At 44.3% G+C, this 13768-nt stretch carries 14 protein-coding genes; 3 read left to right on the forward strand and 11 right to left on the reverse strand.

Going from position 1 to position 13768, the window contains the following annotated elements; translation table 11 throughout:
- The first annotated feature begins 173 nt into the window (after positions 1–173).
- Together ompR and GYK50_RS12025 are read left to right on the forward strand one after the other, a co-directional pair.
- Positions 174–932, forward strand: a complete 759-nt coding sequence (gene ompR / locus GYK50_RS12020; protein ID WP_071002551.1) for an osmolarity response regulator transcription factor OmpR — start codon at positions 174–176, stop codon at positions 930–932.
- Positions 933–999: 67 nt separating this feature from the next.
- The gene (locus GYK50_RS12025; protein WP_414706390.1) at positions 1000–2211 is read left to right on the forward strand and encodes a CobW family GTP-binding protein; all 1212 of its coding nucleotides are present in this window, start codon (positions 1000–1002) and stop codon (positions 2209–2211) included.
- A gap of 71 nt (positions 2212–2282) precedes the next feature.
- On the opposite strand, the gene GYK50_RS12030 is transcribed toward GYK50_RS12025, so the two are convergent.
- The 5 genes from GYK50_RS12030 to ubiG all read right to left on the reverse strand — a co-directional run bounded on the left by GYK50_RS12030 (position 2283) and on the right by ubiG (position 6327).
- Positions 2283–2549, reverse strand: coding sequence for a DksA/TraR family C4-type zinc finger protein (locus tag GYK50_RS12030; RefSeq protein WP_093069813.1), 267 nt, complete (start codon positions 2547–2549; stop codon positions 2283–2285).
- Positions 2550–2726: 177 nt separating this feature from the next.
- On the reverse strand, positions 2727–3521 hold the full coding sequence (locus tag GYK50_RS12035; protein WP_025651116.1) for a substrate-binding domain-containing protein: 795 nt from the start codon (positions 3519–3521) through the stop codon (positions 2727–2729).
- Positions 3522–3763: 242 nt separating this feature from the next.
- Positions 3764–4600, reverse strand: coding sequence for a YciK family oxidoreductase (locus tag GYK50_RS12040; RefSeq protein ID WP_093069810.1), 837 nt, complete (start codon positions 4598–4600; stop codon positions 3764–3766).
- A 98-nt stretch (positions 4601–4698) separates the two neighbouring features.
- Positions 4699–5409, reverse strand: coding sequence for an HAD family hydrolase (locus tag GYK50_RS12045; protein ID WP_186475273.1), 711 nt, complete (start codon positions 5407–5409; stop codon positions 4699–4701).
- Positions 5410–5478: 69 nt separating this feature from the next.
- The gene (ubiG, locus tag GYK50_RS12050) at positions 5479–6327 is read right to left on the reverse strand and encodes a bifunctional 2-polyprenyl-6-hydroxyphenol methylase/3-demethylubiquinol 3-O-methyltransferase UbiG (RefSeq protein ID WP_093069805.1); all 849 of its coding nucleotides are present in this window, start codon (positions 6325–6327) and stop codon (positions 5479–5481) included.
- A gap of 500 nt (positions 6328–6827) precedes the next feature.
- Between ubiG and GYK50_RS12055 the strand changes: the two genes are divergently transcribed.
- The gene (locus GYK50_RS12055) at positions 6828–7448 is read left to right on the forward strand and encodes a thiol:disulfide interchange protein DsbA/DsbL (protein ID WP_071002556.1); all 621 of its coding nucleotides are present in this window, start codon (positions 6828–6830) and stop codon (positions 7446–7448) included.
- A 99-nt stretch (positions 7449–7547) separates the two neighbouring features.
- On the opposite strand, the gene yjgA is transcribed toward GYK50_RS12055, so the two are convergent.
- From yjgA to pcnB, 6 genes are all read right to left on the reverse strand, one after another.
- Positions 7548–8060, reverse strand: coding sequence for a ribosome biogenesis factor YjgA (gene yjgA, locus GYK50_RS12060; RefSeq protein ID WP_071002557.1), 513 nt, complete (start codon positions 8058–8060; stop codon positions 7548–7550).
- Positions 8061–8108: 48 nt separating this feature from the next.
- Entirely contained in the window at positions 8109–9089 is a 981-nt protein-coding gene (rapZ, locus tag GYK50_RS12065) for an RNase adapter RapZ (protein ID WP_212564021.1), read from the reverse strand.
- A gap of 50 nt (positions 9090–9139) precedes the next feature.
- Positions 9140–10042 (reverse strand): pantoate--beta-alanine ligase, encoded by a 903-nt coding sequence (gene panC / locus GYK50_RS12070; protein WP_083328898.1) that lies wholly within the window; start codon positions 10040–10042, stop codon positions 9140–9142.
- A 50-nt stretch (positions 10043–10092) separates the two neighbouring features.
- On the reverse strand, positions 10093–10893 hold the full coding sequence (panB, locus tag GYK50_RS12075; protein WP_071002559.1) for a 3-methyl-2-oxobutanoate hydroxymethyltransferase: 801 nt from the start codon (positions 10891–10893) through the stop codon (positions 10093–10095).
- 118 nt (positions 10894–11011) lie between these two features.
- Positions 11012–11533, reverse strand: a complete 522-nt coding sequence (gene folK / locus GYK50_RS12080; protein WP_223334360.1) for a 2-amino-4-hydroxy-6-hydroxymethyldihydropteridine diphosphokinase — start codon at positions 11531–11533, stop codon at positions 11012–11014.
- Between the two features lies 1 nt (position 11534).
- A complete protein-coding gene (gene pcnB / locus GYK50_RS12085) occupies positions 11535–13688 on the reverse strand; it encodes a polynucleotide adenylyltransferase PcnB (protein WP_212564022.1) in 2154 nt (717 codons plus the stop codon).
- Positions 13689–13768 lie beyond the last annotated feature (80 nt).

Below are 13768 nucleotides of genomic sequence, written 5' to 3' on the forward strand. Positions count from 1 at the left end.
AGTATCCATAGCACAAATATTGAGATGTGCTGATATATTGAACAATAGTTTTTGGTTTTATGACGTGCTTGTTTTGATCCATCATTAAATAACGATAATTAATGGCAGTGCTTTACTCATCGCTTTTTACTCGTCATTTCTGCTAACAATAATTTTTATAAGAGGATGCCTGTATGACTGATAACAACAGCCCCGATACTTTGACTCAGCGTATTTTAGTTGTCGATGATGACGCTCGCCTGCGCTCTTTGCTACAGCGCTTCTTAGAAGACGATGGTTTTGTCGTTCGTACTGCCCATGATGGTAGTCAGATGGACAAACTCATGCAACGTGAGCTCTTCTCTTTGGTTGTGTTAGATTTGATGCTACCGGGCGAAGACGGTATTAGCATCTGTAAGCGCCTACGTGCAGACAATGCGGATATTCCGATCATTATGCTGACTGCTAAAGGTGGCGATGCTGACCGTATCGCAGGTTTGGAAGCGGGTGCAGATGATTACCTGCCTAAGCCGTTTAACCCAAAAGAGCTATTGGCGCGTATCAAAGCCGTCTTGCGTCGTCAGAACCGTGAGCTTCCAGGGGCACCAAGTCACCAATTAGAAGTGGTTGAATTTGGTCCATGGACACTAGATCTATCGACTCGCACGCTCAAACGTGATGGGAATGTCGTCACTTTGACGACAGGTGAGTTTTCGGTGTTAAAGGCTTTAGTTCAGCATCCACGTGAGCCGTTGACCCGTGACAAGTTGATGAACCTTGCTCGTGGTCGTGAGTGGGGTGCGATGGAGCGCTCTATCGATGTGCAAGTATCACGCTTGCGTCGCTTGATTGAAGACAACCCTTCGCAAGCCCGTTATATTCAAACGGTTTGGGGTGTGGGCTATGTATTCGTTCCTGATGAAGCTGAGGTAGAAACCGTCAAGAGTGAATAACCTTTGACTGATGACATTTCTTTTAATATAGGCCGTGTTTGATTATTCACAAACACGTGCCAATATGATGAGCATATCTGTGAAAAACCCTATTATTTTTCAAAACATACCCTGCACGTTAGTGACAGGGTTTTTAGGTGCTGGCAAAACCACCGTCATCAATCACCTACTTGCCACAAAACCTAATGACGAGCGCTGGGCTCTCTTAATTAATGAGTTTGGCCGTATCGGTATTGATGGTGCACTATTGGCAAGCTCTCAAGATAACGAACTTGAGCAACAGAATATCGCCATGCGTGAAGTCAGTGGCGGCTGTATTTGCTGTACCAGTCAACTGCCCTTACAAATTGCGATCAGTCGTCTGCTTAATGACCATCATCCGCGAAGACTGCTTATTGAACCCACAGGATTGGCACATCCACGCGAGCTGATATTACAGCTCAGTGCGCCGCATTGGCAAACCGCACTACAGATGAATGCGGTGATAACTGTACTGAGTGGCGAGCAGTGGCAACAGATTAAGTATCGTGACCATGAGGGTTTTCAGGCGCATGTTCGTGATGCCGATGTGTTGATCGTCAATCGCTATGATCAACTAAGTAGTAGCGAAAAACACACCTTGATAGAGTGGATAGCCACGCTAAACTCACATGCAAAAATCATTTGGGCAGTATCCGAACTAATAACTGAGACAACAGACGCATCAAACACCCCATTAACCAAGGAATACATAGCAGGTCTAAACTACCAACTCGACAAGCCCAGCCATATCATCGCAAATCAACGTAAAATCAGTATCACTCATCTTCACAAACCGATGATCGGCTTGCAGTCTCAAACCCATTCTTTAGCAACTGTACCATCATCGAGTTCATCTACCGATGAGACAGAAGCTCAGGCTAGTGCTAATAGTGATCTGCCCTATCGCTATCATGAAGAGCAGCAGGATTTTCAGTTGGCTGGATGGCGATTACCTGCACACTACATACTAAACGCTGACGATTTACAGAATTGGTTATTGAATTTGCCAAATTGGCAACGTATCAAAGGCGTGGTTCATACTTCTGATGGCTGGCTGCAGATCAATTTTAACCCTGGTAGTCTAACCACCAAAACAATCGATCCACAGACTGATAGTCGGCTAGAAATCATTTTGCAACTAGGCAATGCTGTCGATACAGCTACAGAAAAAACAGAAACTGAACATGATGCCAAAGCGTCAGCAGCTTCTATAAATTGGGAGGATTGCGATCGTGAACTGATGGCAATGGTTATATAGCAACAGACAGAAAAAAGACGGGCATTGCTATGTTATCTAGCAATGCCCGCTCTTTTGCTTTCTTCTTCCTTTTAGCGCAATTGGCTGTCTTTACTGCCGCGACGATTAAATAGCTCCACCGCCTTTGCCTCTTGCTCAAGCGCTGTCTGACAACTGACGCAATGCTGGATACCAGGCAACGCTAGTCGCCGCGCCTCCGGAATAGAATTAGCGCATTCGTCACAAAACTCTGCACTCACACCTGTTGGCAATGAGCGTCTTGCGCGCTCTAACGCATCATTGACCGTTGCATCCATTTGCTCATGCTCAGCACCATCTCTTGACCAGCCACCTGCCATAATCCCATCCTATTTATTTTTTAATGATCATTGCTTTATAGATAAATTCTTTAATAACAAATAGATGGGGTGGTTATTGCTAATTACAATATGCAAATAACAAATGTGTTTGAACGATTAGTGAGAATTATATTTAGGGTATTTACTTTTTAAGAGTGTATGCCTAAAACCTTCTACTCAGCGTTGCCACCCTTCTGTTTTCATGATTTTTTGTCCTTTTTTAGTGATTAAAAAGTTAAGAAAATCTTTTGTTTGAGGATCAGCTTTTGGTGATACAACGATGTTTAAATCACGCCAGATAGCTCGATCCTTATCTATACTAACCATGTCCATATCTTTGGAATTATTAAGCGGCCAATTCGGCCAAGTTATCCAAGCATCTGCTTTTTCATCTTTAAATGCTTTAAAACTGGCTCCAGATCCTAAAGAATACGCTACTATATTATCTCGAAAACGAGCAATATCGTTTAAGCTTCCTTTGCGTCCTGCGAGATCCTCCCAAACTCCAGTACCCGAAGTGTTATATGTTCCTTTACCTTCGGTCACAACTATTTTAATCCCCTTAGCTAATAAATCATCAAAGCTACGTATATTTTTAGGATTTCCTTTTTGTACAGCTATGATTGCTGGTCGGATATAAATGGGTTCAACTTTTTCATGATCAAAAGTTTCGTATGTCTCAAGAAATGCAGTCATTGATTGCTCAGAAGTTCCCCACAGAGCATCGGCATCAGCTTGAGCGTCAGCCGACCATTTGTCTTCAGGTCCTGCTATTAATTCTACCTTGGTACCACCTTGCTTTTCCCAGACATCTGCCACTTTTCTTAAAGCGGTATGTGGGCCACCTGCTCCATACAGCTTTATGACACCATCCTGAGGATTGTGCTCGATGGAAGGATCAAAAAGCGTGGTTTGCGCAAAAGCTGAAGTACAACTTAGCAGCACACATGCAGCAGCAATGGACTTATTCATAAGTATTATCCTAAGTAAAAATCATTGGTAGTTTTGACAAAAAACAGAGTCGTATTTACTATAAAACAGATATCTTGCTGTTGGTATATATTTTTTGTAGCTTCTATTAGCACATCAAGCAACTAAAGAAAATTTATACCAGTTTCGCATCCTAGTACGACGCATCTATTTCATTTAGTATCAACTATAGCTACCCAAATTACTTTTACGCTTTGTATTCATGCAAGTTTAAGTAACACCTCTTAATCTTTTGGCTGCAACTCAACAACTTGCCCGCGCACCCCAATACTGGCATCACTCATCAAACAGACGTAGCCTGCCATAATATCTTCAGGTGTTTTTAAGCTCATAGGGTTCTCCCCTGGATAAGCATGAGCGCGCATATTGGTGCGAGTAGCACCCGGATTGACACAGTTAAAGCGCAGGTTGGTGGTGTTTTGAGTTTCTTGCGTGAAGATATCACTCATACCTTCAATCGCTTGTTTTGATAGCGCATAAGCGCCCCAAAACGCACGAGGGTGCGTACCTACAGTGCTAGACGTAAAGACGATAGAGCCATGATCGGCATCTTTTAGCAGTGGTAGCAATGCTTGGGTGAGCATAAAGGTCGCTGTAAAGTTGACCTTCATGACTTGAGCGAATGTATCAACGTCATACATCTCAAGTGGCGTCAATTGCCCAAGCACACCCGCATTATGCAAAATACCATCCAGCTGACCAACTTCTTTATCAATCAATCCTTCTAGCTGCTGCATTTCAGCATAGGTCGCCCCTTCTAGATTCATCGGCAACATAGCAGGCTGTTTACCGCCAAGGCTCTCAATCTCGTCATAGACATACTCGAGCTTGCTGCTGGTACGACCTAGTAGTAATACTGTAGCGCCATAGCGAGCATAGGTTAATGCTGCAACACGGCCAATGCCATCCCCTGCACCTGTCACTAAGATAGTTTTTCCATCTAGACAATGAGTAGGTGGCACAAAATTGCGAATATCGTCATGAGTCAAAGGTTGAGTAAGACTTTGAACGTTTTTTTGGTTGTTTGTCTGATTAGCTGGCTGATTGATATTGTCACTCATGGTATTACTCACTACTTATCGTTGAATCATTAAAATATATGCTTATCAGTATGAACTCAAGATGACTCATACTGACCATTTACTACCCAAAAACCAGTCTATAAATACTCAAATTTGCCAGAAGAAAGCAGCAATTTTTTCAACTGCTCAGGGGTCTCAACAATATAGTCAGCTCCCCACTTCTTTAGCGTTTTTTGATCTTCAGGCGGAATATAACCATAAGCGGCCAAAATGGTTGGCATGCCAGCGGCGTTGCCCGCTTCAATATCACGGATATGATCGCCCACATACAGCACAGAGCCAGCAGCACCGCGAGGGATGCCCAGTTTCTCTAGGGCCATATACATCGGCTCAGGATCCGGTTTTGAGCGTGATACATCGTCTGGACAGACCAAAGCGGCACAGCGCTCATCAAGTTGCATTTTATTGAGCAGTTTTTCTGCCAGATAGCGGGGCTTGTTGGTGACAATCCCCCACGGTACGCCTTTGCTCTCTAAATCTGCCAGCACCGCGTCAAGGCTATCAAACAAGCAGCTATCGACACAGATGTCGGCTTCATAGTCATCTAGGAACTGTTGACGAAAATTAAGTAACTCGTCCTCGCCAACCTCTAGCTGATCGTTATGTCTGAGCATTAATTGCACCATAGCGGATGCACCCGCAGAGACTTGCTCACGAATATCTGTCTCAAGCGGCGCTTGCCAATTATTTTCAAGGCTCATTTTACCAATGATACGCACAAAATCTGCAGCAGTATCGATTAACGTGCCATCAAGGTCAAATAAAACAGCTTTTACAAATTGGCTCATAGTGGATGCTCTTGAGATTGATAACGTGTTTAGTAAAATTACAATGGATATCGCTGGTCACTGACAATGTTAACCCATTGGCTTTTGAACGGCGATCATATAATTGACATCGACATTTTGAGCAAGCCAATAACGCTTGGTCAAGGGATTGTAATGCAAACCGATGATATCTTGGCGTGCAAATCCTATATTGATGGCCATTTTGTCTAGCTCAGCTGGCGTGATAAATTTGGCATAATCATGCGTACCGCGATCAAGCAATCGCAGCACATACTCTGCCCCAACGATGGCAAACAAATACGATTTTGGGTTGCGATTGATGGTTGAGAGCACGCAGACGCCGCCAGGGGCTAGTAGCTCATAACACGCCTGTACAATTGAGCTAGGATCAGGCACGTGCTCAAGCATCTCCATACAGGTCACCACATCGAACTGACCTGCATGCGTTCTTGCTAGCTCTTCAACTGGAATATGCTGATAGCGCAATGTGTTCTCTAACCCGCCCTGTGAGGCATGTACGGTTGCGGCCTTGAGGTTTTCAGTGCCCAAATCAATCCCTGTCACATCCGCACCGCGACGCGCCATAGATTCCGACAATATGCCACCGCCGCAGCCGACATCCAGTACCTTTTTACCAGAGAGCCCTTGCTCTGCTGTTTTGATCGCGCCAGTGTTGTTGCCATTGTTAGTGTCGTTTTGATAGCCCCGTTTGACGTTTTCTTCTATCCAATTTAAGCGTAATGGATTGATTTCATGTAAGGTTGCAAATGCACCTGTATTGCTCCACCATTCACTCGCCAAGTTGTTAAATTTTTCGACTTCGCTGGGATCGACGTTGATCGTATTCGTTACTGTATCATCGAAGCGGTTTTTGGTTGTATCGCTCGATGATGGCGAAGAAGCTAAGGCTGAGCTCATAGTATTTCCTTTGTTGTCGTTATCGTTATTATCGTAGAAGGTGCACGATTATGTGTTCAATATTATCATGAGCGCAGCTTCTTTGTCGTAAGTACATCGTCACTGATTGTGAATAGACTGGGCAAGCACCTAAGTTTGTGTGCCAGCTGCTTTGTAATAGCACCCTTACACGGCCTATTATAAAAATATTCATTCATATTATCGACAATTACTCCTAGTATAGAGAGATCTGATCTAAAAATATAAATGAGCGGATAATATTGATAAAAATACAAAGCAGCGTAAGTAAGATACCTTAAATAATAGCTAACAGCTTTACAACTGTCGGTTAAGAATCCGATTCACAAGCGCCCACGTTTTACGTTATCATAGTCGATACCTCAATATTATGTCACTTAAGTATATTGAAATTCTTCTCGCTCAGATATCATGTATTATAAGCGCCATAGATACACAAACCCTTTAACAAACTCTAAATCCCTACATCTTAAGGATAAAGTATGAAACGTGTCATTACATTGACTGGTCTGGCAATGGCCATTGGACTTGCTTCTATGGGCGCACAAGCTGCAGACTATGTCGCTGGAAAAGATTATCGTGTGCTAGACAATCCAGAGACCATCAGCGGTGATGCTATTATTGTTCGTGAGTTTTTCTGGTATGGCTGCCCGCACTGTAATGTGCTTGATCCACATATGGAGAAATGGGCAAAGACTAAAGACAAAGATGTCGTATTCTTTAAAACACCAGCAGCACTAAACCCTGTTTGGGAAGCCAATGCTCGTGGTTTTTATGCGGCTCAGCTTTTAGGGTTCGAAGACAAAACCCATTCTGCCTTGTTTGACGCGATCCACAAAGATGGCAAAAAACTGTTTGATCAATCATCATTGAGTAAATGGTACGCATCAAAAGGCGTGAATGAGAAGAAATTCAACAGTCTTTACAACTCATTTGCTGTTGGCACAAAAATTGGTCGCTCACAAGAAGGCGCTAAGCGCTATCAGCTTACTGGCGTACCTGCTGTAGTCGTACAAGGCAAATATGTAGTCACAGGTGAAGATGCTAAGGTGCCTAAAGTGGTTGAATATCTAGTCGATAAAGCTCGCGCTGAGAAAAAATAGCCTCTATATACAAGCTTATACAGCGCATACAAGAAAGCCAATCAGTCATTGATTGGCTTTTTTGCGTTCTAAAATCTAGTCGATATTACTATCGTATATCTATTTTTTCAATTGCGACAAGATCGCCACTTCGCGAATATAGCTTGCCAAGTCTGCTTTGGATTCTGCCATTAGCTCATCATCTTGCATATGCTTGGCGTATTCAATCCACAATAGTAACTGATACATACTATTATGTTCAGAGGCTTTGTATTGTTTGACAAATTGCTTGAGCGTGCCCTCATCATTGATATTTAGACGATCGTACCAACTTTCAATTTTAGACACCTGCTCTTTAGGGAAAAACGCATCAAACAATGCCTTGACCAGCTCATGGCGATTTTCTTCGCTGATGAGCTTACCGACGCGTTTGGTCTGACGGTTACGAGCATTGGCGCTAGTAATGTCAGCTAATGCCATGAGCTCCGCCATAAAATAATCACTGGCTGGCAACGTTTTTAACTGCTTTTTTGAGAGGCTAGCGAGTGGTATGGATAACTGCTGTAAGCGCTCATGGGCTTTTTTGAGCTCTGTGCGCGAAACGCGCATATCTTGTTCTGACCAGTCAATCATAAAAGCTTTCCAAAATAATAAGTAATAAATTAATAGTGCTGAATATAACTACCAACGACTTTTTTCACGGTGCTTTGCCAATACTTTGACGCCTGATGGCATTGCCTTAGCGAGACGACGCTGTAGATGATCGGTGATGAATACTGAACGATGCTTACCGCCGGTACAACCGATCGCAACGGTCACTGTATGACGATTATTATGCAAAAACTCTGGTAGCCAACGTGTCAAAAACTTATCGATATCATCTAGCATTTCAGCCACTTCAGGGTAATCAGCGAAAAATGCGCTGACTTCAGCATCAAGCCCTGTCGAGGCACGCAGCTCAGGATTCCAATGTGGATTGGGCAAAATCCTAACATCAAATACAAAATCAGCATCAATCGGACTGCCATGCTTAAAGCCAAAGGATAACAGATTGATCACAATCTGATTGTCCATGCCAATGTGTTCGCGTAACCTGTCTTTTAACTGATGAATATTTAAAGTCGTTGTATCGATCTTGATATCTGCTTGACTAGAGATGGGCTTTAACAGCTCAACTTCTTTTTTGATCGCGGCAGGTAGATTGAATACGACATGGTTTGCATTGTCACTATCGACATCCTGAGACATGAGTGGATGTACACGGCGCGTCGCATTGAAACGCGCTATCAGGGTGCTCTCCTGCGCGGTCACATACAACACTTGAACAGCTTGTCTGCCGTAAGTGTCTTTTAATGCTGCATAGGTTGCTGCAAAATTGGACAGATCCGCGCGCGGCGTTCGAATATCAACGCCAAGGGCAATGCGATTGATACCGCTCTCTTTTACCAGCTTGTGCGCGGCGCTCGGCAATAAAGACAACGGTAGATTATCAATAGAGTAGTAACCTAAATCCTCTAAGATATTCAGTACTGAGGTTTTTCCTGAGCCTGAACGTCCTGATACCACTAAGATACTGAGTTTATCCGTTGATATTTTTGACGCTGATATTTTTGGCGTTGTCGATGCAGCTTGATTCTCGCTTTGATCCTGATTCATATTCATGATCTACCCATTCTAGTTCATTGCATCCGATACATTATGTACCAAAGGGCTTACCCCACCACTACTAACTGATTATCCAATAAACGTGCGCGTCCCAGCCATGCTGCAACCAAAATAACAATGTTTTTATTTTCTATATTGAAAGTTGTAGAGTCACTTACGACAGAACCCAGCGCTTCAGTTTTTACTTCTAGATAATCGATCGTAAAACCTGCATCACTAATGCGTGTACGCTTGTCTTTTAGTAATGATTCAAACGCTTGCTGACTAATACCACCACCTTTCAACTGCTCTGCCAAATCTTGTAGCTCTCGATGCAGTATAGGCGCAACTTGTCGCTCAGATTCGGTTAAGTATTGATTACGTGAGGAGAGCGCTAGCCCATCATCAGCACGAATAATAGGTGCACCAATAATCTCAATTGGGTAGCTCAAATCACGCACCAACTGCTTAATAATAGCCAGCTGCTGATAGTCTTTTTGGCCAAATATCGCCACATCTGGTTGCACAATGTTGAAAAGCTTAGAGACAACGATACCAACGCCATCAAAATGACCAGGACGTGATTGACCACATAGTTGGCTACTAATAGCGCCAGCTAATACAGTAGTCGGTGGTGGTAATACTGGGTACATCGCATCAACGCTTGGCGCAAACACATAATCTGCACCAACAGTGGCAAGCTTAGCCACATCCTCGTCTAGTGTACGCGGATAACTATCAAAATCCTCGCCCACACCGAACTGAGTAGGATTGACAAAAATACTCACGACGATGATATCCGCATGCTGTTTAGCAATTTTTACCAGCTCTATATGACCCTGATGCAGATTACCCATTGTTGGTACTAACGCAATACGCTGCTGACGGTCTTGTTTGTCAATTTGGTGACCACGATAAGGCTGAAGCGCTGCACGTAGTGATGGGATATCATGATAAATAATTGGAGACATGGTAGTTTTTCTTATATTTCAATATTCTGATATTTGAAAGCTCAAATAGATTAGCTAAATTGATGCTGTTCAGTTGGAAAACTGCCCTCACGTACTGATTGCTGATATAACGCAAAAGCCCCTTCAATACTGCGTGCATGATTGCGCTCATCGGTCAAAAAGTCATGTACAAAACGTGGCACACGACCGTGTACCATGCCCAACATGTCATGCATCACCAGTACCTGACCATCAGTATCTGCGCCTGCACCGATGCCAATGACTGGTACAGCAACAGCATCTGTCACTGTTTTGGCAAGTGCTGCCGGCACACACTCTAGCACCAAAAGCGCTGCACCAGCATCAACCACTGCCTTAGCATCAGCGAGCAATTTGTCAGCCGCTTCGTCACCGCGGCCTTGAATCTTATAGCCGCCAAAGACATTGACCGATTGCGGAGTCAAACCAAGATGTACACAAGTAGGCGTTCCTGCTTGCGCTAAAGTCGTCACCAATTCACAGAGCTCACTACCGCCTTCGACCTTAATCACATGCGCCCCTGCTTGCATCAATTGGCGGCTATTGGCAATGGCTTCTGGCAACGTCACATAACTCATGAACGGCAGGTCAGCCAATATCAAAGCGTGTTTATTACTACGAGCGATATTGGCTGTGTGATAGGCCATATCATTGACGGTTACAGGTAGTGTTGAGTCATGGCCTTGCACGACCATACCTAGACTATCACCAATCAAAATCGTATCGATCTGTGCCTTATCCATCATCCGTGCAAACATTGAGTCATAGCACGTCAAGCAAGTAAACTTAGTACCCTCTTTTTTAAATTTATTCAACGTAGATAATGTTGTCATATGACCCTCAATTAACTTGCAATGCCTTTAATTATCAATGTCTATCATTTTAGCGAGCGTTAGTGAGCTATCATAAAAAGTATCTGATACTTAATCAGTTATGATAAGCCACTGCAGATCAGTCGTTTGATAATAATTTTAAGCCTGTCCAATCATGACTTTGTGGGTAATCAGCTATTGGTGTTTCTACGATAGTCAAATGTGGCGCTAACTCTCGCAGTGGTATTAATACAAAATTACGCTCGCATAGTCCAACGTGCGGAACCGTTAGCTGTGGTTCGGCAATCTGCATATCACCATATAGTAAAATATCGACATCTAGACTACGCTCACCCCAGCGGCGCAAACGTGCCCGCTTGGCCATGCTTTCTAACTGCTGACAAAAACTAAGCAGCTCAAAAGGCGTCATTACCGTTTCAAACCCAGCAACCGCATTGATAAAGTCTGGCTGGTCTTGTGGACCCATTGGCGCTGACGCATAAAAAGAAGACACGCTAATTTCGCGTATTTTCTCACTCTTTTTCATGCTTTCAAGCGCTTGCTGCAAATGGTCTATAGGCGAGCCCAACTCATTAGATAGATTGCTACCTAGGCCCACATAACAGGTAACCCAGTGACTATCATTCATACTGTTATTCATATCAGGCACTTTCAGTACTAGGCTGACGGCGACGGCGTTTTGATGGCACAGGGCCTTTATCGTCGGTCACTTTAACAGCAGGCGCTTGATTACTATCAACTTGCTCAGTCTTTGCTTTGACTGGTTTCTTGGCCTTTGTTGGTGTAGCCGCTTTCTTTGTCCCTTCACGCGCTACAGTTTTTGCTTCTGTAGTATCAGCTGGACTAGCTGATGTCGCTACTGACTTAGGTGCTTTTCTCGCATACTTCGCTGTTGATTGTTCTTTATCATTCTTACTTTGCAACTCGACACTATTTGTACTATCAACAGTAGGCTGACGACGGCGACGCTTGTGCGGAATCGGCTCGTTATTCATACTGACAAGCGCAGGCGATCTGGCGATTGTGCGAGTTGGTTTTACCTGATCAGATGATGCCTTAACCTCTGACGAATTAGCTTTAGACAACTGAGTACTATCTGAACGATCAGCTTTATCCGTTTGCACAGGTGTATTCTTGCGCTTCGGCTGCGATGCACTCTCTGCTGGCAGCTGCTTTTGTAGCGGTGGCACAACTTTTTCGTGTTCTATCACAAACAGTGGGGCAGGTTTAGAGTGATGGCGTTTGTTTGTCGCCTGGTTATTACTGGCAAGCGATAGCTGCTGTAGCTGCGCAAGCTCATTACTGTCTTGCTTTACCTGCTGCGTGTTGTATGCTGTGTTGTTACTGCTGTCATTTTTAGACTGACTGACAGCGCGACGACGGCGTGCTGGGATATTTGATGGGTCATTTACCATTGTCTGATCATTCCTACCTTTATCAGTACTAGTATTGGCTTTACTTTGTTTTGCACTGTTCTGATTAGATGGTGAGTGATCAGTGATATTTGCTTCTGGTTTTTGACGATTGCGCCCGCGACTACGTTGCCCTTTTTTATAGGCACCGCGGCGAATATTTTCGTCGAACGCTTCAATCGCTTGCTGTTGCTCTCGTTCAGACAATGTCTGATACGTCTGCCACCACTCGCCCATGCCATTCGTCGACTCTGACAATGGGTGCTCAGCATCACCGCATTGCTCACGCAATAATAAAAAGTCAAAACCTGCACGAAAGCGCGGATGCTCAGAGAGCTGAACGATTTGCTTGCTACGCGGAGCCGCAAGTTTTGGCTGCAATATCCAGATATCACGGATAAACTGCTCAGCAAATTTTGGAATAGCGGTTTTGATGCGTTGACGGTCAATGACTTTACCAGCGGCATGCATTTGTGCTTCAGCAAACGGCATATTGCGCTTTTTAGCTTTTGCCAATTGATGCAAATAGTTTTCCCACAATAGCGCCGCATAAAAGAACGCTGGATTGATGCTTTTGCCTGCCGCAATACGCTTGTCGGTATTGATGGCCACTTGATTGACTAAGGCGCTTGGCTCGGCTGGTGGGTAAATGATGAGGCTGTCCATCGCACCCGACTCAAACAATAGTGGCAACAGTGGCACTAGATAGCCACCGGTAAACATCTTCTGTGTTTCATCGTAGAGACGATGTGGCGATATCTGCTCAAGCAGCGCCCAATTACCATCATGAAACTGATCGGATAACGCATCGTCAAACTCAAAGCCCAATTTGGCTTTAAATCGCAGCGCACGTAATAGTCTTACTGGATCTTCTTCGATACGCACTGGCGCATGACCCAATAGACGAATAATTCTATTATCAATATCATCAAGCGCACCGCAGAAATCATGAACCACGCCTTTGAGCGGCTGATAATAAAGCGCGTTGATAGAAAAGTCACGACGGGCAAAGTCTTGCTTGATATCGCCCCACACATTGTCGCGCAGGATCATACCGTCCTGATTGGTATTGGCGTTGTTGGTCGGTGGTCCGCGAAAGGTAGCCACTTCGATTAACTCGCGACCTGAATATACATGCGCCAATTGGAAGCGGCGACCGATGATACGGCAACGCTTGCCAAAGACGTCTTTAATCTCGTGCGGCTTGGCATCAGTCACGGCGTCAAAGTCTTTTGGGCGCAGACCCAATAAGGTGTCGCGCACACCGCCACCAACAATATACGCATCAAACCCAGCTCGGGTCAATGTGGCAATCACTTCAGTAATGGAATTGGGTAATTCAGATTTGTTCAGTTCTAACTGCTTGGCGGCACGCTCGGCCATGCATCTACTCCTCGCCGGTATTCTTTAACCACCCCTGAATAACACAGCGTTTATCAGGCGGATGTACCCGCTAGTTTAAC

This window comes from Psychrobacter pacificensis, assembly GCF_018336615.1.
Taxonomy (GTDB): Bacteria; Pseudomonadota; Gammaproteobacteria; order Pseudomonadales; family Moraxellaceae; genus Psychrobacter; species Psychrobacter pacificensis.